Source organism: Methylobacterium sp. Leaf125, from assembly GCF_001423085.1.
In the GTDB taxonomy this organism is placed as follows: domain Bacteria; phylum Pseudomonadota; class Alphaproteobacteria; order Rhizobiales; family Beijerinckiaceae; genus Methylobacterium.
The window spans coordinates 39,440-60,258 of record NZ_LMNU01000012.1; the positions used below are offsets into that span (position 1 = coordinate 39,440).

Consider the following 20,819-nt stretch of genomic DNA (forward strand, 5'->3'; position numbering starts at 1 on the left):
CGCGGGTCCGTCTCCCTGCGCGCGTTCTCCCCGGCGCACGCTCGCGTCCATCGGTCGATGCCACCGCCATCCAGTCCCTCCCGTCCGCCGCGCGCCCGGCAGGTGCTCGTGCAAGCCCCCGGGCAACTGCGCGCCCTCGTGCGCGGCAGCGAGATCGGCCTGATCGTGCTGGCCGCGCTGATCGGGTGCTGCGGCGGCGTCGCGGTGGCCGGGATGAACCGCGCGACGCAGGCCATGCGGGAACTGCTCTACGGTCTCCCGCCCGGCCTGCGCCTCAGCGCGGCCACCGATCTCCCACCCCTCGTGGTTCTCCTGGCACCGGCCTTCGGCGGCGTTCTCCTGGCGCTCTTCACCCTGGCCCTGCGCTGGCAACGGCGGCCGCGGCGCCCGGTGATCGATCCGATCGAGGCGAACGCGCTGCATGGCGGCCGGATGTCGGTCCGCGATTCCACCATCGTGGTGATCCAGAACACGATCTCCAACGGCAGCGGCATCTCCGTGGGGATGGAGGCGGCCTACACGCAGTTCTGCGCCGGACTGGCCTCGCGCCTCGGGCTGTCCTTCGAGCTGCGTCGGGCCGATCAGCGGACCCTCGTCGGCTGCGGCGCCGCGGCGGCCATCGCGGCGGCCTTCGGCGCGCCGCTGACGGGGGCGTTCTACGCCTTCGAACTCATCATCGGCACCTATTCCATCGCCACGCTGACCCCGGTCGTGGTCGCTGCCCTCTGCGGCAGCGTCGTCGCCCGCGCCCTGGTGGCGCAGACCTCCCTCGTCACGGTCGAGCGGGCGGATGCGGTCACCACGACGGTGCTGACCACCCTCGACACGGTGCCGAGTCTCGCCCTCGGCCTGATCTGCGCCGGACTCGGCATCCTGATCATGCGCGGCGTCACCCTGGTGGAGGCCGGCTTTCGCGCCACCCGGCTTCCGACCCTCTGCGTGCCGATCCTCGGCGGCCTGTGCGTCGGAGGGCTGGCGCTCCTCGCCTCAACCCAGGTCCTGTCCGGCGGGCACGGGGCGCTGCACCTGCACCTCGACGCCCACGGGACGACCCTCGGCCTCTCGGCCTTGGTCATCCTCTTCGTCGCCAAGGCCACGGCCTCGGCGATCTCCATCGGCTCGGGGTTCCGCGGCGGCCTGTTCTTCGCCTCGCTCTTCCTCGGCGCGATCGCGGGCGAAATCTTCGCCGCCGGCATGCCGATGATCCTGCCCGGCCTCGCCGCCTTCGGGTTGACCCCGCTCGCCTACGCGGTGATCGGCATGAGCGCGCTCGCGGTGGCGGTGATCGGCGGACCGTTGACCATGACGTTCCTCGCCCTCGAGCTCACCGGCAGCTTCCCGATCACCGGCCTGGTGCTGGTGGCGGTGATCGCCTCGTCGCTGACCGTGCGGAAAACCTTCGGGTACTCGTTCGCGACCTGGCGCTTCCACCTGCGCGGCGAGAGCATCCGCAGCGCGCACGATGTCGGTTGGATTCGCACCCTCACGGTCGGCAAGCTGATGCGCCGCGAGGTGCCGACGGCCGCCCTCGACCAGAGCCTCGCCAACTTCCTGCGCAAGCACCCGCTGGGCTCGCCCTCCCGCGTGGTGGTGGTGGACGGGCAGGGACGCTACGCCGGCATCGTCCTGGTACCGGAGGCCCACGCGGCCCTGCAGGAAGCGGAGGTCGAGGCGCCCGGTCTCCCCGGGCTCCTGCGCCACACCGACGACGTCCTCACCGCCGACATGAACGCCAAGATCGCCACGGCGATCTTCGACCGCACGGAGAGCGAGGCCCTGGCGGTGGTGGAGGACCTGAAGAGCCGCAAGGTGATCGGCCTCCTCACCGAGAGCCACACGCTCAAGCGCTACAGCGAGGAACTGGACCGGCAGCGCCGGGCGGTGCTGGGGGAGACGAGTTGAGGGCCGGGTCGGGTCGCTCCGTTCGATCACGGACGACCGGTGGCGCGGCGCCAGCCGACATAGCCGAAGGCGAAGAGGCTTGCCCCGCCCATCATGAGGAGACTCCAGCCCCAGTCACTCGGCAGCTGCCCATCGACCGGATGACCGGCGAGGCCCGCGGCCAGCACGATGCCGAAACCGAAGACGATGGCGGAGAGCAGTAGCCCGAGGTTGATCCCGATACTCATGGATGAACCCCTTTCACGAATGACGTCCGGGCGCCGCGGAGCGGGCGCGCAAGGGCCGACGCCGGGTCCCCGGAGGAACGCGGCGCCGGCAGGGTCGGCTCAGAGGATCACCTCGGCTCAGAGGATCACTTGGGCGCGGCGGTCGAACCGGTCGTCGCTGCGGGTGCCGCGGCCTTCTGCGGTGTTCCGAGCACGTTCACCATATCGAAGCGCACCCCGTCCTCCACCTTCTTGAGGAGGGCGTTGCCCTCGTAGTACTTGCCCTGTCCGATGAGGCTCGCCGCCTGATCGACATCGGTGGTCGTCTGGTTCAGCGGGACGACGGCCAGGACGAAGTTCATGTCCACCCCGGCGAGCTTGAGCTGGTCGATGGCCGACTTGCGGTCGCCCTTCTCCAGGCTCTTGTTCGCGGTCGCCACGGCAGCCGCCTTGGTGGGCGTCGCGACGAAGTCTTCGCCGAGCGTCAGCTGGCCGTCGACGGGCAGCCAGGCCGTGGGCTGCGTGGATGCCTTCGCATCCGCGGTTTTCGTGTCGGCCGTCTTCGCATTCGCGGTTTTTGCGTCGGCCGCCTTCGCGTCGGCCGCCTTCGCCATCGCGGCGTGCTTGTCGGGGCTCCGAAGGTCCGCTTCTGCCTTGGTGTAGACGGCCTCGTCCGTCTTGGCCTTGGCGAGCGCCGCCTGCGCCTTGCCGATCAGGGATTTGGCGAGGGTGGGATCGGCGTCGAAGATGGCGATGCGGGCCAGGTGCAGATCGCGGAACGCCTGGGCGCCGTCCTTCGACAGCTTGCCCACATCCTTGTCCGCCGCCTGTTGCGCGGCCGTCACCGGCGGAGCCGTCGTGGGCTTCACTGCATCGTTGGCCAATGCCACACCGCTGAGGAGCGAGGTTGCGGCAAGGAAAGCGGCAACTGTTCTTGTCTTCTTCATCACACTACCTCCGAAGAAGAGCCGCGCCCGGATCACTGATCTTGTTGATCTACCTGCGCTGGCGATCTCTTCTGAAGCGAATGTGGTCCCGAGCCATCGCGATGTCATCTTAAAGATTGGTATGGTTCGGTTCATCAAATATTCGTTGATATAGCCTCGTCGAAGGGGCGGAGCAAGTCTTCTCCGAGTCGGACCGTGGCGGCACAAAAAAGCACGCGGTGATCGCTCACCGCGTGCCGGTCCTGCCTCCGAGGGTCGAGCGGTTCAGGCGGCCGAGAGGCGTGTCTTGCGGGTCAAGGCTTCCTCGACGGTGCCGTCGCCGTCGAGGTAGCCGTGACGCTTCGGGTTCGGCATGATCAGCGAGCCGATGAAGGCGATGCCGAGCATGATCGTCACGTACCAGAAGAACGTGCTCTCGGAGCCGACCTGCTTCAGGTACAGCGCCACCGCCTCGGCGGTGCCGCCGAACAGCGAGTTGGCGATCGCGTAGGACAGGCCGACGCCGAGGGCGCGCACCTGCGTCGGGAACAGCTCGGCTTTCACGATGCCGCTGATGCCGGTGTAGAAGCTGATCACGATCAGGCCGACCATGATCAGCGCGAAGGACAGGATCGGGTTCTGCGTGGATCCGATGGCGGTCATCAGCGGCACCACCATCAGGGTGCCGAGGCCGCTATAGAGCAGCATGTTGGCCTTGCGCCCGATCCGGTCCGACAGCCAGCCGAAGAAGGGCTGGATGATCATGTAGACGAACAGGGCCGCGGTGGAGATCTGCGAGGCCGTGACCTTGTCGATATGCGCCGTGTTGAAGAGGTATTTCGGCATGTAGGTGGTGAAGGTGTAGAAACTCAGCGAGCCGCCGGCGGTGTAGGCCAGCACCACGCAGAAGGCGCGCCAATGCTTGAACAGGGCCGCGAAGGTGCCGGAATCCTTCTTGGCCATGTCTTCCTTGGTCGCCGTCTCATCGAGGGACGAGCGCAGGTAGAGCGCCACCACCGCCGCGACCGCGCCGATGACGAACGGGATGCGCCAGCCCCAGGCGGTCAGTTCCTGGGCGGTGAGGAAGCTCTGCAGGATGATCAGCACCAGCGAGGCGAGGAGCTGGCCGCCGATCAGGGTGACGTACTGGAACGAGGCGAAGAAGCCGCGACGGCCCTTCACGGCGATCTCGCTCATGTAGGTGGCGCTGGTGCCGTACTCGCCGCCCACCGACAGGCCCTGGATCATCCGGGCCAGCAACAGCAGGGCCGGCGCGAGCTGCCCGACCGTGGCGTAGGTCGGCAGCACCGCGATCATCAGCGACCCGGCGCACATCATCAGCACCGAGATCAGCATCGAGGTCTTGCGGCCCAGGCGGTCGGCGATGCGGCCGAACAGCCAGCCACCGATCGGGCGCATGAAGAAGCCCACCGCGAACACCGCGGCCGATTGCAGGAGCTGACTGGTGCTGTCGCCGGCGGGAAAGAAGACCGGCGCGAAATAGAGCGCGAAGAACGCGTAGCAGTAGAAATCGAACCATTCGACGAGATTACCCGACGAGGAGGCGACGATCGCCTTGATCCGGCGTCGGCTGTCGGCGGCGTCTTCCGCCTTGGTTGGGATGGCCCCGGCCCCACCTGTCATACGTCTCGTCCCTGTGCTCTGGGCAATGCCGTTCCGCGGCTTGCTTTACGGCGACGTTACCGCCTCGAACGAGATTTCCAAAGGGCGATCAGCGGGTTGTCGGAAACAGCCAAGATGTTTCTGAAACCACGCTGTGGAAGACGCGAGTCTGAGCTTAGCTGCAACGTTACAATACGATTGGCGCAACCAGCGGGAAGATCAGCGCAAGAAAAACGGGAACGGTTTCTCGAAGATCCTCGTTGCGGACGACATCGACGTCCTGCGGCGTCAGGCAGCAATGAAAGTGGAATCGAACCCATGAACAAGCTCTTTCGGAGCACGGTGACGGCGGCGGCCCTGGTGATCGGCGCAACGAGCGCGTTCGCGCAGGGCGGGCCGGGTGGCGGTGCTGGCGGCGGCGCTGGTGGCGGGGCAGGGGGTGCCGGGGGCGGAGGCGCCGGCATGGGTGCGGGCGGCGGCGCCGGGGCTGGCGGCGGTGGCGGCGCCGGCGGCGGCGGAATGCGCGGCGGCGGCGCTGGCGGCGGTGCGGGCGGTGGCGCCGGCATGCGTGGTGGTGAAGCGGGCGGCGCCGGCGGGGCAGGAATGCGCGGCGGTGCCGGGGGCGCGGAGACCGGGGCCGGTCCGGCTGGGGGAGCCCAGCGCGGCGAGGCCGGCGGCCGTGGGGCCGAGGGCGGCGCGTCGCGACAGGACGGGCGTCCGGGTCAGGCCGCCGGGGAGCGCGGTGGTCGCGAGGACGGCGGAGCCGCGGCCCGCGACGGCCGGGGTGACCGAGACGGCAAGGCCGATCGGGACGGCAAGACCGATCGGGACGGCAAGGCCGATCGCGGCGGTAAGGCCGATCGCGACGAGCGCGGCGGACGGGCCGAGCGCGATGGGCGCGGAGGTCGTGACGGCGGCGTCGAGCGCGAGGGCCGGGGTGGCCGCGGCGATCGTGGCGCCGTCCGGGGTGCCTATGGCCGCCTCGGCGCGCCGCAGCGCACCGAGTTCCGCCAGAGCGTCTTCCGCCGCGGCATTCCGCGCCTGGCCGCCGGCGCCTTCGCGCTCACCGTCGGCACGGCGATCGCCCGCAGCTACACCCTCTACGACCTGCCGCCGGACATCGTCCGGATCGCGCCGGAATACGAGGATTACCGCTACGTGCTGGTGGACGACGACATCGTCATCGTCGATCCCGACACCTACGAGATCGTCGACGTGATCCGCGGCTGATCCGAGCGGTCGGAATCACGGTTGGGGGCGGGGCTTCAGGCTCCGCCCCTTCGCGTTTGCGCTCAGCGCTTCCGGTCGAGGAGGCCGGAGACCACCCGTGCGGTGTAGTCGACCATCGGCACGATGCGGGCATAGTTCAGGCGCGTCGGCCCGATGACGCCGACCACGCCGACGATCTTCTGGGAGCCGTCGCGGAACGGGGCCGCGATCATCGAGGAGCCCGAGAGCGAGAAGAGCTTGTTCTCGGAGCCGATGAAGATCCGCACGCCCTCGCCGCCCTCGGCCCGGGACAGGAGCTCGATCACGTCCTTCTGGGTCTCGAGATCGTTGAACAGCAGGCGGATGCGGTCGAGATCCTCGGCCGCCCGCAGGTCGTCGAGCAGATTGGCCTGACCGCGCACGATGAGCTGTCGGGCATCGGAGGGGCCGACGCTGACGGCGAGGCCGGCATCCACGAGGCGCTCGGTGATGGCGTCGAGTTCGCGCTTCATCGCCTGCCGGCCCGACTCGATCTCGGCGCGAAGCGTCCCGAGGGTCCGGCCCTGGAGCCGGGCATTCAGGTAGTTCGAGGCTTCCTGCAGGGCGCTCGCCGGCAGGCCCGGCGGCAGGTCGAGGAGGCGATTCTCGACGGAGCCGTCGTCGGAGACGAGCACGACCAGCGCCCGGGTCGGGTCGAGGCGGACGAATTCGATGTGCTTCAGGTGGACGTTGGTCTTGGTGGTCAGGACCACGCCGGCGCCGCGGGAGATTCCCGAGAGCAGCATCGAGGCCTCGGCCAGGGCGGAATCGAAGGTGTGGCCCGAGGCGGCCGCGCGCATCTGCGCCTCGATCCGCTCCTGCTCCTCGCGCCCGACATCGCCGAGCTCCAGCATCGCATCGACGAAGAAGCGCAGGCCCTGCTCCGTGGGTAGACGACCGGCCGAGGCGTGGGGCGCAAAGATCAGCCCGGAATGCTCGAGATCCGCCATGACGTTCCGGATCGAGGCCGGCGACAGGGCCATGGGCAGGATGCGCGCGAGGTTGCGCGAGCCGACCGGCTCGCCGGTCGTGAGATAGCTCTCGACGATCTGCCGAAAGATCTCACGCGAGCGTTCGTTCAACGCGCTGAGCACCTGCATCTGCTGCGATGTCGAAAAGGGGCGAGCGGGCTCTGTCACGGTCCATTCCTGAGGCGGAGAGTGTGACGGTCTCCCGAGTTTTACACAATGCTCCCCACCGTCGCTCCCGGCGGGCAACGCAAGGGAATACGAGAAACAGCTTGGCCGCGGAAGGCGTTCCGCTCGCGCGACCCGCGGCGGATTTCGCCCGCTCCGGGGCACCGGCGAGGCCGACAATCCGCCCGGCCGCGCTTGCCGGGCGAGGGCCGGAACCGTAAAGCCCCACTCCCATTACCACCGAAAGGAAAGCGGCATGCGGCCCTCGAAGCGCGCGAACGACGAACTGCGCATGGTCACCCTGGAGCGCGCCGTCTCCCGCCATGCCGAGGGCTCCTGCCTCGTCAGCTTCGGCGACACCAAGGTGCTGTGCACGGCCACCCTGGAAGAGCGCGGTCCCGGCTGGCTGCGCGGCTCCGGCAAGGGCTGGGTCACCGCGGAATACGCCATGCTGCCGCGCGCCACGCACGAGCGCACCCGCCGCGAGGTGAATTCCGGCAAGCCGTCGGGCCGGACCCAGGAGATCCAGCGCCTGATCGGGCGCTCCCTGCGCGCCGTGACCAACCTGCCGGCCATGGGCGAGCGCCAGATCACCGTCGATTGCGACGTGATCCAGGCCGACGGCGGCACCCGCACCGCGGCGATCACCGGAGCCTGGGTCGCGCTGCACGACTGCTTCACCTGGATGCGCGGCCGCTCGATTATCTCGGTCGACCCCTTGCGCGAGCACGTGGCGGCGGTCTCCTGCGGCATCTACAAGGGTAAGCCCGTCCTCGACCTCGACTATGCCGAGGATTCCGGGGCCGAGACCGACGCGAACTTCGTCATCACGGGCACCGGGGGGCTCGTCGAGGTCCAGGGGACCGCGGAGGGCAAGCCGTTCTCGGAGGAGGAGCTGTTCGCGCTGATGCGCCTCGCCAAGGGCGGCATCCAATCCCTCGTCGCCCTCCAGAAGCAGGCCGTGGCACAGGGCGCCTCCGCATGAGCGCGCACCGCATCCTCACCGGTCGCGTCGTCATCGCGACCCACAATGCGGGCAAGCTCGTGGAGATGCGCGAGCTCCTGGCGCCCTTCGGCGTCGATGCCGTCTCGGCCGGGGAGCTCGGCCTGCCCGAGCCCGACGAGACCGGGACGATGTTTGCCGAGAACGCGGCCATCAAGGCGCTGGCCGCCGCAACCGCGTCCGGCCTGCCCGCCTTCGCCGACGATTCCGGGCTCTGCGTCAATGCGCTGGACGGGGCGCCGGGGCTGTTCTCGGCCCGCTGGGCCGGGCCGTCCAAGGATTTCACCGGCGCCATGGCGCGCATCGCCGCCGAACTCGACAAGCGCGGGGCGACCACCCGGCGGGCGCACTTCGTCTCCGCCCTGGTAATCGCCTGGCCGGACGGCCACACCGAAACCTTCGAGGGCCGGGTCTTCGGCGAACTCGTCCCGCCGCGGGGCGCGAGCGGGTTCGGCTACGATCCGATGTTCCAGCCCGACGGCTACGACCGCACCTTCGGCGAGATCTCATCGGAGGAGAAGCACGGGGTCGACTGGCAGACGGGCAACGCCCTGTCGCATCGCGCGCGGGCCTTCGTGCTCCTGGCCCAGACCTGCCTGCGGCGTCCCTGAGACCGGCCGCGGGATTGCCAAATGGCGGTCCCGCGCGCACATCCGCGTCATGACCGAACCGACAGGCCCGGACCACCCGACCCGCGACGCGGGGTTCGGGGTCTACGTGCACTGGCCCTTCTGTGCCTCGAAGTGCCCCTATTGCGACTTCAACAGCCACGTGCGCCACGCGCCCGTGGACGAGGGCCGCTTCCTGCAGGCCTTCCGCACCGAGATCGCCCACGTGGCCGCGCGTACGCCCGGCCGCATCGTGTCGAGCGTCTTCCTCGGCGGCGGTACGCCCTCCCTGATGCAGCCCGCCACCGTGGCGGGCCTGCTGGACGCGATCGGGCAGGCCTGGAGCATGGCGCCCGGCGTCGAGATCACCCTGGAGGCCAACCCGACGAGCGTGGAGGCCGAGCGCTTCCGCGGCTACCGGGCCGCGGGCGTCAACCGCGTCTCCCTCGGCGTCCAGGCCATGGACGACGCCGCCCTGAAGCAGCTCGGGCGCCTGCACAGCGCGGCCGAGGCCATGGCGGCCGTGCGGGTCGCGGCAGCGCATTTCGAGCGCTACTCCTTCGACCTCATCTACGCGCGCCCGGACCAGAGCCCCGCCGCCTGGCGGGCCGAGCTGGAGGGCGCCATCGCCCGCGCGGCCGAGCACCTGTCGCTCTATCAGCTCACCATCGAGCCGGGCACGCCGTTCTACGGCCTGGCCGCCGCCGGCAAGCTGGTCCCCCCCGACGACGATTCCGCGCGCGCCCTCTACGACGTGACACAGGAGGTCTGCGACCGGGCCGGCCTCCCGGCCTACGAGATCTCCAACCACGCCCGCCCGGGCGCGGAATCCCGGCATAACCTGCTCTACTGGCGCTACGGCGAATATGCCGGCATCGGCCCGGGCGCCCACGGTCGCCTCGTCGGCGAATCCGGTCGGATCGGTACCGTCACCGAGCGAACGCCCGAATCCTGGCTCGCCCGGGTCGAGGCACAGGGCCACGGCATCGTCGAGACCGAGGCGCTGGCCGCCGCCGACCAGGGCGACGAGTTCCTGATGATGGGCCTGCGCCTGCGCGAGGGCATCGACCCCCAACGCTACGCCGCCCTGAAGGGCCGCAGCCTCGAGGCGGTCCGGATCGACGACCTCGTCGCCGCCGGGCTGATCGCCCGCCGTTCGGACGGCCGCATCGCCGCGACGCCCGCCGGCGCGCCGGTGCTCAACGCGGTCGTGGCGGCGCTCGCCGCCTGATCGGGTTTCGGACGATCAGGTCCCGGAGGGACCGAGGGTCCGCGGCGCCGAGCTGACGATGGTGGGCGCGCCCGAGCGGATCTCGTAGACCGCCAGGGCCCGGTCGCTCGGCCCGTCCGGCCGGAACCGGAAGGTCCCGTCGACCCCGGAGAAGCCGGACTGGTTGGTGAGCGTCGTGTCGGCGAAGCGCTGCGAGCCGAACTGGCGCGACAGGGCCGCCATCAGCGAGACCGCGTCGTAGGCGAGGGTCGCGACCCGCGGCGGCACCGCGCCGAAGCGCGCCTGGTAGCGCTGCGAGAAGCCGTTGAAGCCGGCGGCGTCCGGCGCCGCGAACCAGCCGCCCTGGAGGGCGGGCAGGGCGAAGATGCGGGGATCGTTCCAGACGGCGGTGCCGATCGGCCGGACCCGGCCGGGGGCGAACCCCGCCTTGGTCAGGGCCGGCGCGACGGTGGCGAGGCCATCCGGCGTGTCCGGCAGGAACAGCGCGTCGGCCTGGGCGGCCGGACCGGTGATCAGGCCGCCGAGGCGCCCGATGGCGGGGGCCGGATTGCCGACGGGATAGCGCTCGATCGCCACGAGGCGCGCGCCCTTGCGGGCCACCGCCTCACGGAACTGGGCCTCGACGGCATTGCCGTAGCTCGAATCCGGGATCATCGCCGCGAAGGACTTGCGGCCGGACGCGACGGATTCGTCGACGACCCGATCGACCTCGGCCTGGGGCAGGAAGCTCAGGAGGTAGGTGCCGCGGGCCGCGACGCCGGCATCGGTCGAGAACGCGATGAGGGGCTTGCCCGCCGCGCGCACCACCCCGGCCGCGGCCTGGACGTTGGCGGCGAAGAGCGGGCCGAGGACGAGTTCGGCCCCGTCCGCCACGGCGGCCTGGGCCGCCTCGCGCGCGCCGTCCGGCGCGCCGCGGTCGTCCTTGACCAGGATCTGCAGGTCGGGCTTCTGAAAGTCCTCGATGGCGAGTTCGGCCGCGTTGCGCATCGCCGCGCCCACCGCCGACCCGGGTCCGGAGAGCGGCACCACCAGGGCGACCTTCACCGACCCGGTGCCGATCCGACCGCCCGCCGCGGGAACCGGCGCGTCGGTTGCCGGCCCTTCGGCCTGGGGCGCGGGGGCCCGGTTCGAGACGCGTCCGCCGCCATCGGGTCCCCCGACGCAGGCTGCGAGCAGGAGCAGGGTCGCCATTCCGACCAGCCCGGATTTCAGCCCGTTCGCGCGCGTCATCGGTGGCCCCCCTGTCGCCGGCTGACGACCCACGCTTGCAGTCTAAGGGCGAAAAGTAAATGTGAGCCGACGCCCCCAAGCATTCCGCCCGAGGCCCCGATCGTGGCAAGGTCCCGGCCATGACCCAGAAGATCGACACGCGGACCCGGCGGCGGCGCGACCCGGCCTCGACGGGGCCCGGCGCCCGCCCGCCCGCCACCTTCACGGCCTTCGGGCTCGCCGCCGAAGCCGAGGCGATCGACCCCGGCCTCCACGTGGTGGCGACTCCGATCGGAAACCTCAAGGACGTCTCGTTCCGCGCCCTGGCGACGCTCGCCGCCGCCGATGCGGTGCTGGCGGAGGACACCCGCGTCACCCGCACGCTGCTGATGCATTACGGGATCACCACGCCCTTGGTGGCCTATCACGAGCACTCCAACGCGGCGGTGCGCGAGCGGATGATCGCCCGGATGCAGGCCGGCGAGGCCCTGGCCCTGGTCTCGGACGCGGGCACGCCCCTCGTCTCGGATCCGGGCTTCAAGCTGGTGCAGGCCGCGATCGAGGCCGGCCTCAGCGTCACGCCGATTCCGGGGCCGTCGGCGGTGATGACCGCCATCGTGGCCGCGGGCCTGCCCACCGACCGGTTCTTCTTCGAGGGCTTCCTGCCGGCCAAGTCCGGCGCCCGCCGCAACCGCCTGGAGGCGCTCGGGCGGATCCCCGGTACCGTGGTGCTGTTTGAGTCCCCCCATCGTCTGCCCGAGATGCTGGTCGACGCCGTGGAGGTTCTCGGGCCGACGCGCCCGGCCGCCGTCGCCCGCGAGCTGACCAAGCTCTACGAGACCATCCGGCGCGGCAGCCTCGGGGATCTCGCCGCGCTCTACGCGGAGGAGGGCGCGCCCAAGGGCGAGGTGGTGGTGATCATCGGCACGCAGGAGGAGGCCCCCGATGCGGCTGAGACCGATGCGGGTCTCGACGCGGCCCTGACGGCGGCGCTCGCCCGGCACTCGATCAAGGACGCCGCGACCCTGGTGGCGGAGGAGACCGGCCAGCCCCGGCGGGTCGTCTATGCCCGCGCGTTGGCCCTGGCGCGGCGCGACGATGAAGCCTGAGGTCCGTGCGGTCGCGCGCCGGCGCGCCACCGAGCTCCGGGGCCGCAGCGCCGAGAGCCTCGCGCTCCTCGCCTTGCTGCTCAAGGGCTACCGTCCCCTCGGAGCGCGCTTCCGCGCGGCGGGGGGCGAGATCGACCTGATCGTCCGGCGCGGGGCGACGATCGCGTTCGTGGAGGTGAAGGCGCGGAGCACGCTGGCGGCCGCTCAGGGCGCCATCGACGGGCACAAGGTCGCGCGCTTCTCGCGGGCGGCCCGGGCCTGGATCAGCCGGCACCCGAACACGGACGCGGCGACCTTCCGGGCGGACGCGGTGTTCGTCGCACCCTGGACTTGGCCCCGGCACGTGGCCGACGCCTTTCCGATCCGGTGAGATCAGGCGCGCGCGGCGGCCACCGCGGCGATCAGCGTGCGTTTGAGATCGGCCTGGCTGAACGGCTTCTGCACGACCGGACGCTCGCGGAAGGGCTCGCGAATCCCGGCCCCGCCATAGCCCGTCGAGAACACGATGGGCAGGTTGCGCTTCACGATGGCCTCGGCCACCGGATAGATCGGTTCGCCCGCGACGTTGACGTCGAGGATGGCGACCTCGAAACTCTCGTTCTGCGCCATCTCGAGGGCGGTCGACAGACGCGCGGCGGGTCCGACGACGGTGCAACCGAAATCGAGCAGCATGTCTTCGAGCAGCATCGAGATCGCAGCCTCGTCCTCGACGACAAGCACGCGAGCCCCGTTGAGAAGGTCTTCGTCCACTTGAGCACTCACGCCGGGGCTTCTTCCCTTCGATCGACTTGGAATTCCAAAACGCCTTCCGCGGAAGGTGTTGAGGGGTTCGCTCCCACCGTGTGCAACCGGCCTCGCGTGATGCGAATGATGCAGGGCCTGAGCGAGACCGCAAGGCCCGCTGAACGGCCCGGCATAGAGCGAGCCGTCGCCCGTTCCGCGGGGCGTGTCAAGCACCTGGCCGTCGTCAAAGGCCGTCGGCAGGCCAGCAATGTTACGGTCTGAAACATTTCTGTGCCACCGAGCTCCACCGGTAGGCAGACGCCCCTGGAACGCCAACAACCTATGTTAACGAAACGGGACGGGCCGCGAGACTGGACACGACGGTCGGCCATCACTGGGCTCGCCCTCTTCAGCGTGCGGGCCGGTGGCGCGGCCGCAGCCGCGACCTCGCTCGTGGTGGCCTCCAAGAGCGACACCGAGGGCGCCCTGACGGGCGCCATGATCGCCCTGGTCCTGGAAAGGCTGAACCTTCCCGTCCTGCGCCGGCTCGGGCTCGGGCCGACCCTGATCGTTCGCAACAGCCTCCTGTCCGGCGAGATCTCGATCTATCCCGAATACACCGGCAACGGCGCCTTCTTCTCCGGCACGGAGAACGATCCGATTTGGAAGTCGCCGCAGGGCGCCTACGACACCATTCGGCGGCTCGACGCCGCCCGCGGCCTGACCTGGCTGACGCGGGCGCCGGCCAACAACACGTGGCTGATCGCCGTCAACGGGGCGCTCGCCCGGCGCGAGCACCTGACCACGATGACTGACTTCGCCGGAGCCGTGCGCCGCGGCCTCATCCGGCTCGCCGCCTCCACCGAGTTCGTGGAGAGTGCCGCGGCCCTGCCGGCCTTCGAGGCGGCCTACGGCTTCTCCCTGCCCCTCGTTCGCATCATCAGCCTGCCCGGCGGCGACACCTCCGTCACGGCGCGGGCGGCCGCGCAGGGGATCAGCGGCGTGAATGCCGGCATGGTCTACGGCACCGACGGCGCGCTCTCGGCCCTCGACCTCAGCGTGATGAGCGATCCCCTGGCTGCGCAGATCGTCTACGAGGTGGCCCCCGTGATCCGCGAGGCCGATCTCGCCCGCCACCCCGAGATCGCACCCGCCCTGGCGCGGGTGTTCACCCACCTCGACGCCGAGACCCTGAGGCGGCTGAACGCGCGCATCACCGTGGACGGCGCGGTCGCCGAAGCCGTGGCGGCCCGATACCTGTCCGAGAACGGGCTGCTGCCATGATTGTGGGGACGACGGACATCACGCCGCAAGGGCTCTCGATCGGGCGTGTCCTGCCGGCACTCGTGGCCACCGCATGGCTCGGTGCGCTGGCCCTCGCGCTGACCCGGCTGCCGGTGCTCACCATCGCCCGGAACCGGCTGGCGCTCGGGGATTCCCTGACCGGGTCAGCGGCACTCGGCGGAACCGCCGTCCTCGTGCTCGGGATGAGCGCTCTCGCGATCGGCCTCCTGGTCTCGCGCAGGAGCACGGCTTCGGTGATCGCCCTATTCCTGCTGCTCCCGGCGATCCTGGCCTTCCTCCACGGCCTCGGTACGGGCGCCGCCCGGTCGCTCGCCGAACTCTCACCGGCCGCGCGGGCCGGTCTCGGTTCGGGATCCTGGCTCACCCTGACCCTCCTCACCGGCGCCCTGGGCCTTGCCGTTCGGCACTCTCGGCGACCAGGGCTCGGCCTCGCCACGGGGCTCGGCCTGATCCTCGCACTCGTCGGCCTCGGGTGGTCCGGCGCCCTCGATGCCCTGTCGCTCGCGGTCGAGTACGCGGCGCGGCGCGCGACGGTGAACGCAGCGATCGGAGAGCACATCGCCCTCGCGGGTACGGCCCTGGTCCTCGCCGGGCTCCTCGCGGTCGGGCTCGCGCTGTTCCGGCGGGGGCAGGGACTGGTGGCCCTGATCCTCGGCGGGCTCCAGGTCGTGCCCGCCGTCGCGCTGCTCGGTGCGATGGTCGCCGTGATGTCGGGCCTCCTCCGCGCCGTCCCGACCCTGCGGGAACTCGGTCTCTCGGCGCTGGGCCCCGTACCGGCCATCATCGCCATCGCCGCCTACCTGGCCCTGCCGCTCTGGCGCGGGCTGAGCTTGGCCCTGCGGGCGCCCGACGACGACACCCTCCAGGCCGCCGAGGCCCTTGGCCTCTCGCCCGGACAGGTCCTGGTGCGGGTCCGCCTGCCGATCGGAGCGCCGATCCTCGTCGGGGCCGTGCGGGTCGCGGCCGTCCAGGGCCTCGGCCTCGCCACCCTCGGCGCGTTGGTGGGGGCCGGCGGCCTCGGCCGCATCGTCTTCGACGGGATGGCTCAGTTCGCGCCCGACCTGATCCTCCTCGGGGCGATTCCCGTCGTGGTACTCTCGCTGCTGACCGAGCGCGGACTGAGCCGGTTGGAGGCTGCCGCGCGGCGGCGGTGGCACGCATGAGACGATCTCGGATGTCCGCGCCCCTCGGCTTCGCGCTCACAGGCCTCGCCCTCGCCGGAGCGAGCCATCCCACGGTCGCCCGCTGGATCACCGAGGCCCTGGGAGAGCCCGCACGGCGTCCCGTGTCGGTGGAGCGTCTCCTCGACCTGACGCGGGCCCACCTCGCCCTGGCCGGGATCGGACTCGCCCTCGTGGCCGTCCTCGGAATCGGCCTCGGCATCCTGGTCACGCGCCGCTTCGCCGAACCCTGGCGGCCGGCGATCGACGGACTTGCGGCCGCCGCCCAGGCGGTACCGCCCGTGGTCGTGGTCGCGCTCGCCCTGCCGGTCCTCGGTTTCGGCGGTCCCCCGACGCTGCTCGCCCTCGTCGCCTACGGGATCATGCCGGTCCTGAGGGGGACGGCGGGCGCCATCACGGGGGTGCCGCCGGAGGTCCGCGAGGCCGGACGGGCGATCGGCCTGACCAGGCTCCAGATCCTGGCCCGGATCGAACTGCCCCTGGCCGCCCCCGCTATCGTCGAGACCCTGCGCACCGCCCTGGTGCTCGCCATCGCCACCGCCGCGGTCGGCGCCCTGGCGGGCGCCTCGACCCTCGGCACGCCCATCGTGGCCGGCCTGCAGAACCAGAATACCGTGGCGATGCTCCAGGGCACCGCCGCCACCGCCGCCCTGGCCTTCCTGGCCGACGCCGCGCTGCTGGCGGCCGTCGCCGGGTGGCGCGTTATTCGTCCTTGAACACCACCTGAGCGCCGCGGCTGACACGATTGGCGAGATCGCGCGCATCCCAGTTCGTCAGGCGGATGCAGCCGTGGGATTCGGTCTTGCCGACCTTCTCCGGCTCCGGCGTCCCATGGATGCCGTAGGAAGGGATCGAGAGATCGATCCAGACCACGCCGACCGGGTTGTTGGGGCCGGGAGGAATGGTGAACTTGGTCTTCGCCTTCACGCCGGCGAATTGATACTTCGGATTGTAGGTGTAGGTCGGCGCGTAGGCGACGCCCTCGACCTTCGCCTCGCCGGACGGCGCCGGCTTCTCCTCGCTGCCGATCGAGGCGGGATAGAACGCGACGAGCTTGCCGTCCGTGTCGAAGGCCCGCACGTGGCGGCTCTCCTTGTCGACCTCGATGCGGGTCACGGTCTTCGTGTCGCGCTCCGTCGGATCGCTGGACTCGCCGCCGGAATCCTTCGCCTCCGTGGGCTTGCCTTCGTCGCGCCGGGCCTCCTTTCCGGCCGCTTTGCTGCCCGCGTCCTTGCCGCTCTCCGGCTTGCCGGCTTCCCGCTTGGTGGAGTCCTGCTTGGTGTCGTTCTGGGCCTGCTTCTTCGCGGCCTTCTCCTCCGCCGTCGGCTTGCCGGTCTCCAGCGGCTTCACCGCCGCGACCAGGATCGTCGTACCGGCCTTGCCGAAATCCGCATCGGGATTGAGCGCGCTCAGGAGATCCGGGGCCATGTGGAAGCGCTCGGCCAGCATCTCGCGCGGGCTGGTATAGCCGAGGGCGTCGAGGTCGGCCTGGTCCTCCATCTTCGCCGGCATCTTCTCCACGAAGGGGCCGGCCGCGTCGGCCTCCGTCACGGTGTACTCGGTCAGCACCGGATCGTGGCTCGTCGCCTGGAGCTTGTCGGCGAGGTCCGGCTCGATCGCCGTCTCGGCCTTCAGGCCGTTGGCGGTGGCGAAGGCCGCCAGGGCGCCGCGCAGGTTGTCGCCGTCCCGACCGTCGATGGCGCCGGGCGAGAAATGAGCCCGGTCCAGGAGGACCTGCGCCTTCACGAGCGCCGCCTCCGGCCGCTTGGTGCCGCTGCGCTTGGCGGCGTCGCCCTTCGACTCGGCCTCGTCCGACGTCTTCGCGGCCCCCTTCTTCGCGGCTCCGCCCTTGGCGTCGGTCTTCTCACCGCCCCTGGCGTCCGTCTTGGCGGCATCCCCCGTCGGCGCCAAGGCTGCCGATTCGACGGCCTCGCGCGTCAGGGCGGGGGATTCCGCCTTGTCCTTCGTCTCGGCCTGGGCGCCGCCCGACAGGGCGACCAGGGCGAGGGCAGCCAGACCGCCGCCAATCCGTGTCGAAGGATACCTGATCACCGAAGATCTCCCGGGCTATCTGCCTGATGTCGCACAAGTAAGCGCGCTGGACCGGATGGCGTTCCGCCCCTCACTGACACAGGCGGTGCCCGGCATTCCGCTGCCGCTCGTCGAGGTGGAGGTGGTTGGCGTGCGCCGCATCCGAGCCCGGGCCGAGGACCGTCCGGAAGAAGGCACAGGCCCGGCCACGCACCGCGGTGAGGAAGGTGGCTTCTGGCGTTCCCTCCGGCGCGGCCAGCACCGAAACCGCCGGGCGGCTGGCGAAGGTGAAGCCCATCACGTCGACGCCGTTGGCGAAACTGTGCTCGCTGAGCTTGGCATCGGGATCGTGGTTCTGGCCCCGGCATTCGTAGGAGGTCCCGATCGTCAGCCCCTTCAGCGGCTGGCCGAGGTCGCGCTCGGCGGCCACCTGCGCCTCCGTCGCCCAGCGGGCGAGGGATTCGGCGGCCTCGCAGACGAGGGTCACCGGCGGCACCAGGGCGAGGTCGTCGGCCAGCGCCGTGACCTTGAGGGGCTTGGCCGCCCCGCATTGGCCGTTCGCCAGGGCCGGCAGCGGCTCGAAGCGGGCGCCGAGGCGCTCCAGGCGGCGCCGGCAGGCGCTGTCGTCCACGGGTGCCACGGTGATGGCCAGGGCAGGGGTCGAGAGTTCGGCGGGCCGTGGGGGCGGCGCCGGGATCTCCGCGCCGTCCGCCGGCTTCAGCGGCTCGGCTTCGCGCGTCCTGGCCGTCTCGCTGGGGGGAGACAGCTCGGCCGGTCGTTCGGGCGGGCGCGGCGCTTCGGCCTGGGCCGGCGTGGCGAGTTCCGCCGGGCGGGGCGGGGGCGCCGGCGGCGGCATCGGGATCGCCGTCGCATCCGAAGGCACGCCCTTCTCCTGCGCCCAGCAGGCACCCGTCGGGCCAAGCGCGCCGGCGAGCACCAGGGTCGCGGCCCCGACGAGACGAGAGGTGGGGCGGTGGCGCATCGCGTTTTCCATCTGGTCCGAATCCCATCTGATCCGAGCGTTCGGACGGCCTGTAACGGTCGGGAGGCTCTGCGGGTTCGCGAGGAGCAACCGCCGGGTCACCCGGAGACGAAACCCGCACCGTGTCGCCCGCCAGCGCAGGCGCGCCTTTGCGCTTCGCGCCAGCGTGCTTACGTTGCGGCGCGACGCGGGATGAACCGCACGAAGGAACGCGAATGACCACTGGCACGCCCGACGCTTCCCCGGCGATGGCTCCCGAGACCGCTGCCGCTCCCGTGGAGATCGGCCCCTTCGCCGACCCGGCCTGGTCGACGCCCCACGGCCTGCCGCCGTTCGAGCAGATCGCGCCCGCCCATTACCTCCCGGCCTTCGAAGCGGCGCTGGCGCATCATCGTGCCGAGATTGACGCGATCGCGGCGGACCCTGCGCCGCCGACCTTCGCCAACACGGTCGGCGCCCTCGAGCGGGCCGGACACGATCTCGACCGCGTCGCCTCGGTGTTCTTCAACCTCAGCGGAAGCCACACCAATCCCGAGCTTCAGGCCGTCGAGCGGGCCATCACCCCCCGACTCGCCCGCCACGGCAGCGCGATCTACCTCAATGCCGCCCTCTGGGCCCGCATCTCCGCGGTGGATCCCGAGGCTGAGCAGCTCGGGCCGGAGGAACGCCGCGTCCTCGACCGCTACCGGACCCGCTTCCGCCGCTCGGGCGCCGACCTTGCACCCGAGGCCAAGGATCGGATGGCGGAGATCGCGGCCCGGATGGCCGAGCTCGGCACCACGTTCAGCCAGAACCTGCTCGCCGACGAGAGCAGTTTCGCCCTGCCCCTGGAGACCGAGGACGACCTTGCCGGGCTGCCGCCCTTCCTCCGCGCGGCCGCGGCCGCGGCGGCCCGGGAGCGGGGCAGCGCACACGGCCACGTCATCACCCTGTCCCGCTCGCTGATCGAGCCGTTCCTCGTCTTCTCCACCCGCCGGGACCTGCGTGAGAAGGCCTACGAGGCCTGGACCCGTCGCGGCGAGAGCGGCGGCGCCACCGACAACCGCGGCATCATCGCGGAGATCGTCGCGCTGCGGGCGGAGCGCGCCCGCCTGCTGGGCTACGACAGCTTCGCCCATTTCAAGCTCTCGGACACGATGGCGGGCTCGCCCGACCGGGCGATGGATCTCCTGCGCAACGTCTGGACCCCGGCGCACCATCAGGCCGCCACCGAGCGGGACCGGCTGCAGGCGCTGGTCCAGGCAGAGGGCCACAACTTCGATCTCGCCAAACACGACTGGCGCCACTACGCCGAGAAGCTCCGCCGGGCCGAGCACGACCTCGACGAGAGCGAGATCAAGCCGTACCTGCCCCTCGACGGCGTCATCGCGGCGGCCTTCGATACGGCGGAGCGGCTCTTCGGCCTGCGCTTCGAGGAACTGGCCGACGTGCCGCGCTACCATCCGGACGTGCGCGCCTGGGCCGTGCGCAACGCGGATGGGTCCGAGGTCGGACTGTTCCTCGGCGATTACTTCGCCCGGGCCTCGAAGCGCAGCGGCGCCTGGATGAGCGCCTTCCGCACGCAGGAGCGGCTCAACGGCGACATCAAGCCGATCATCGTCAACGTGATGAACTTCGCCAAGGCACCGGCGGGCGAGGCGACCCTGCTCTCCTTCGACGATGCCCGGACGCTGTTCCACGAGTTCGGCCATGCCCTGCACGGTCTGCTCTCCGACGTGACCTATCCGCTGCTGGCCGGCACCGCGGTCCCGGGCGACTTCGTCGAGTTGCCGTCTCAGCTTTACGAGCACTGGCTCGAACAGCCGGAAGTGCTGCGCAAGCATGCGCGCCATTACCGCACCGGCGAGCCGATGCCCGAGGACCTGCTGAAGCGCCTGCTGGCCGCCCGGACCTTCAACCAGGGCTTCGCCACCATCGAGTACACCGCGTCGGCCATCGTCGACATGACGCTGCACCTGTCGAGCGGCGGTGAGGAGGGCCTCGACGTCGCGGCCTTCGAGGCGGACGCCCTCAAGCGCATCGCCATGCCGGTCGAGATCGCGATGCGGCACCGGACGCCGCATTTTGCGCATATCTTCTCGGGCGACGGCTATGCGGCCGGCTACTACAGCTATCTCTGGTCGGAAGTGCTCGATGCGGACGCGTTCGACGCCTTCCGCGAGGCCGGAGACATCTTCCACCCCGAGACGGCGGCCCGCCTGCGCCAGTTCGTCTACGGCGCCGGCAACCTGCGCGACCCGAGCGAGGCCTACACCGCCTTCCGCGGACGGCTGCCCAGCATCGATCCGCTTCTGCGCCAGCGGGGGCTGGCGGCCTGAGCACGGGACTGACTGAAAACAGGGTAACGCTTTCGTAAAGAAACAGCCTTAACCAATGCTTCCTGCCCCATCAGGAAG

At 70.8% G+C, this 20,819-nt stretch carries 19 protein-coding genes; 11 read left to right on the forward strand and 8 right to left on the reverse strand.

Going from position 1 to position 20,819, the window contains the following annotated elements:
- Window positions 1–57 precede the first annotated feature (57 nt).
- Window positions 58–1,902 (forward strand): chloride channel protein, encoded by a 1,845-nt coding sequence (locus tag ASF58_RS11440; RefSeq protein ID WP_055951856.1) that lies wholly within the window; start codon window positions 58–60, stop codon window positions 1,900–1,902.
- A gap of 26 nt (window positions 1,903–1,928) precedes the next feature.
- Here ASF58_RS11440 and ASF58_RS11445 read toward each other — a convergent pair whose 3' ends face one another.
- The 3 genes from ASF58_RS11445 to ASF58_RS11455 form a co-directional block, all read right to left on the reverse strand.
- Window positions 1,929–2,129, reverse strand: a complete 201-nt coding sequence (locus tag ASF58_RS11445; protein ID WP_055951859.1) for a hypothetical protein — start codon at window positions 2,127–2,129, stop codon at window positions 1,929–1,931.
- A 125-nt stretch (window positions 2,130–2,254) separates the two neighbouring features.
- Window positions 2,255–3,055, reverse strand: a complete 801-nt coding sequence (locus ASF58_RS11450; RefSeq protein ID WP_055951862.1) for a YfdX family protein — start codon at window positions 3,053–3,055, stop codon at window positions 2,255–2,257.
- Window positions 3,056–3,319: 264 nt separating this feature from the next.
- The gene (locus tag ASF58_RS11455) at window positions 3,320–4,678 is read right to left on the reverse strand and encodes an MFS family transporter (RefSeq protein ID WP_055951865.1); all 1,359 of its coding nucleotides are present in this window, start codon (window positions 4,676–4,678) and stop codon (window positions 3,320–3,322) included.
- Window positions 4,679–4,975: 297 nt separating this feature from the next.
- Here ASF58_RS11455 and ASF58_RS11460 point away from each other — a divergent pair, with 297 nt between their 5' ends.
- The gene (locus ASF58_RS11460) at window positions 4,976–5,887 is read left to right on the forward strand and encodes a DUF1236 domain-containing protein (protein ID WP_055951868.1); all 912 of its coding nucleotides are present in this window, start codon (window positions 4,976–4,978) and stop codon (window positions 5,885–5,887) included.
- Between the two features lie 62 nt (window positions 5,888–5,949).
- Here the strand turns inward: ASF58_RS11460 and hrcA are convergent, their stop codons facing one another.
- A complete protein-coding gene (hrcA, locus tag ASF58_RS11465) occupies window positions 5,950–7,005 on the reverse strand; it encodes a heat-inducible transcriptional repressor HrcA (protein WP_181017260.1) in 1,056 nt (351 codons plus the stop codon).
- Between the two features lie 292 nt (window positions 7,006–7,297).
- Between hrcA and rph the strand changes: the two genes are divergently transcribed.
- From rph to hemW, 3 genes are read left to right on the forward strand one after another with little or no spacing between them, the layout of a single operon-like run.
- Entirely contained in the window at window positions 7,298–8,026 is a 729-nt protein-coding gene (gene rph / locus ASF58_RS11470) for a ribonuclease PH (protein ID WP_055951874.1), read from the forward strand.
- Complete coding sequence (rdgB, locus tag ASF58_RS11475) at window positions 8,023–8,655, forward strand: RdgB/HAM1 family non-canonical purine NTP pyrophosphatase (protein WP_055951877.1); 633 nt, start codon at window positions 8,023–8,025, stop codon at window positions 8,653–8,655. The genes rph and rdgB overlap by 4 nt, the downstream gene beginning before the upstream one ends.
- Window positions 8,656–8,704: 49 nt before the next feature.
- Window positions 8,705–9,883, forward strand: coding sequence for a radical SAM family heme chaperone HemW (hemW, locus tag ASF58_RS11480; protein ID WP_055951880.1), 1,179 nt, complete (start codon window positions 8,705–8,707; stop codon window positions 9,881–9,883).
- 15 nt (window positions 9,884–9,898) lie between these two features.
- Here hemW and ASF58_RS11485 read toward each other — a convergent pair whose 3' ends face one another.
- Complete coding sequence (locus tag ASF58_RS11485) at window positions 9,899–11,113, reverse strand: penicillin-binding protein activator (RefSeq protein ID WP_055951883.1); 1,215 nt, start codon at window positions 11,111–11,113, stop codon at window positions 9,899–9,901.
- 119 nt (window positions 11,114–11,232) lie between these two features.
- On the opposite strand from ASF58_RS11485, the gene rsmI reads away from it, so the two are divergent.
- Window positions 11,233–12,201, forward strand: a complete 969-nt coding sequence (gene rsmI, locus ASF58_RS11490) for a 16S rRNA (cytidine(1402)-2'-O)-methyltransferase (RefSeq protein ID WP_055951884.1) — start codon at window positions 11,233–11,235, stop codon at window positions 12,199–12,201.
- On the forward strand, window positions 12,191–12,571 hold the full coding sequence (locus tag ASF58_RS11495) for a YraN family protein (protein WP_082513075.1): 381 nt from the start codon (window positions 12,191–12,193) through the stop codon (window positions 12,569–12,571). The genes rsmI and ASF58_RS11495 overlap by 11 nt, the downstream gene beginning before the upstream one ends.
- 2 nt (window positions 12,572–12,573) lie before the next feature.
- On the opposite strand, the gene ASF58_RS11500 is transcribed toward ASF58_RS11495, so the two are convergent.
- Window positions 12,574–12,963 carry a response regulator gene (locus ASF58_RS11500; RefSeq protein WP_055951890.1) on the reverse strand — a complete coding sequence of 130 codons (390 nt, stop codon included), beginning with the start codon at window positions 12,961–12,963 and terminating at the stop codon, window positions 12,574–12,576.
- A 303-nt stretch (window positions 12,964–13,266) separates the two neighbouring features.
- Between ASF58_RS11500 and ASF58_RS11505 the strand changes: the two genes are divergently transcribed.
- Genes ASF58_RS11505 through ASF58_RS11515 form a run of 3 tightly spaced genes read left to right on the forward strand, consistent with a single transcriptional unit; the run spans window position 13,267 to window position 16,126 of the window.
- Window positions 13,267–14,208, forward strand: coding sequence for a glycine betaine ABC transporter substrate-binding protein (locus ASF58_RS11505; protein WP_082513004.1), 942 nt, complete (start codon window positions 13,267–13,269; stop codon window positions 14,206–14,208).
- Window positions 14,205–15,392, forward strand: a complete 1,188-nt coding sequence (locus ASF58_RS11510; RefSeq protein WP_082513005.1) for an ABC transporter permease subunit — start codon at window positions 14,205–14,207, stop codon at window positions 15,390–15,392. Before ASF58_RS11505 ends, ASF58_RS11510 begins: the two co-directional genes overlap by 4 nt.
- An 11-nt stretch (window positions 15,393–15,403) precedes the next feature.
- Window positions 15,404–16,126 (forward strand): ABC transporter permease subunit, encoded by a 723-nt coding sequence (locus ASF58_RS11515; protein ID WP_156375638.1) that lies wholly within the window; start codon window positions 15,404–15,406, stop codon window positions 16,124–16,126.
- Here the strand turns inward: ASF58_RS11515 and ASF58_RS27075 are convergent.
- Window positions 16,113–17,462 (reverse strand): L,D-transpeptidase, encoded by a 1,350-nt coding sequence (locus ASF58_RS27075; RefSeq protein ID WP_244477286.1) that lies wholly within the window; start codon window positions 17,460–17,462, stop codon window positions 16,113–16,115. The genes ASF58_RS11515 and ASF58_RS27075 overlap by 14 nt on opposite strands.
- A gap of 70 nt (window positions 17,463–17,532) precedes the next feature.
- The gene (locus ASF58_RS11525) at window positions 17,533–18,297 is read right to left on the reverse strand and encodes an extensin family protein (RefSeq protein ID WP_244477329.1); all 765 of its coding nucleotides are present in this window, start codon (window positions 18,295–18,297) and stop codon (window positions 17,533–17,535) included.
- Window positions 18,298–18,671: 374 nt separating this feature from the next.
- Between ASF58_RS11525 and ASF58_RS11530 the strand changes: the two genes are divergently transcribed.
- Window positions 18,672–20,741 (forward strand): M3 family metallopeptidase, encoded by a 2,070-nt coding sequence (locus ASF58_RS11530; protein ID WP_055953629.1) that lies wholly within the window; start codon window positions 18,672–18,674, stop codon window positions 20,739–20,741.
- The last annotated feature ends 78 nt before the right edge of the window (window positions 20,742–20,819 follow it).

Bases quoted from the DNA above. Each gene is read 5' to 3' on its own strand.
- ASF58_RS11485 (WP_055951883.1), bottom strand. From the start codon at position 11,113: ATGACGCGCGCGAACGGGCTGAAATCCGGGCTGGTCGGAATGGCGACC.
- ASF58_RS11495 (WP_082513075.1), top strand. From the start codon at position 12,191: ATGAAGCCTGAGGTCCGTGCGGTCGCGCGCCGGCGCGCCACCGAGCTC.
- ASF58_RS11530 (WP_055953629.1), top strand. From the start codon at position 18,672: ATGGCTCCCGAGACCGCTGCCGCTCCCGTGGAGATCGGCCCCTTCGCC.
- ASF58_RS11505 (WP_082513004.1), top strand. From the start codon at position 13,267: ATGTTAACGAAACGGGACGGGCCGCGAGACTGGACACGACGGTCGGCC.
- ASF58_RS11515 (WP_156375638.1), top strand. From the start codon at position 15,404: ATGTCCGCGCCCCTCGGCTTCGCGCTCACAGGCCTCGCCCTCGCCGGA.
- rdgB (WP_055951877.1), top strand. From the start codon at position 8,023: ATGAGCGCGCACCGCATCCTCACCGGTCGCGTCGTCATCGCGACCCAC.
- rph (WP_055951874.1), top strand. From the start codon at position 7,298: ATGCGGCCCTCGAAGCGCGCGAACGACGAACTGCGCATGGTCACCCTG.
- ASF58_RS11460 (WP_055951868.1), top strand. From the start codon at position 4,976: ATGAACAAGCTCTTTCGGAGCACGGTGACGGCGGCGGCCCTGGTGATC.
- ASF58_RS11450 (WP_055951862.1), bottom strand. From the start codon at position 3,055: ATGAAGAAGACAAGAACAGTTGCCGCTTTCCTTGCCGCAACCTCGCTC.
- ASF58_RS11525 (WP_244477329.1), bottom strand. From the start codon at position 18,297: ATGCCGCCGCCGGCGCCCCCGCCCCGCCCGGCGGAACTCGCCACGCCG.
- ASF58_RS11455 (WP_055951865.1), bottom strand. From the start codon at position 4,678: ATGACAGGTGGGGCCGGGGCCATCCCAACCAAGGCGGAAGACGCCGCC.
- hemW (WP_055951880.1), top strand. From the start codon at position 8,705: ATGACCGAACCGACAGGCCCGGACCACCCGACCCGCGACGCGGGGTTC.
- hrcA (WP_181017260.1), bottom strand. From the start codon at position 7,005: ATGCAGGTGCTCAGCGCGTTGAACGAACGCTCGCGTGAGATCTTTCGG.
- rsmI (WP_055951884.1), top strand. From the start codon at position 11,233: ATGACCCAGAAGATCGACACGCGGACCCGGCGGCGGCGCGACCCGGCC.
- ASF58_RS11510 (WP_082513005.1), top strand. From the start codon at position 14,205: ATGATTGTGGGGACGACGGACATCACGCCGCAAGGGCTCTCGATCGGG.
- ASF58_RS11445 (WP_055951859.1), bottom strand. From the start codon at position 2,129: ATGAGTATCGGGATCAACCTCGGGCTACTGCTCTCCGCCATCGTCTTC.
- ASF58_RS11440 (WP_055951856.1), top strand. From the start codon at position 58: ATGCCACCGCCATCCAGTCCCTCCCGTCCGCCGCGCGCCCGGCAGGTG.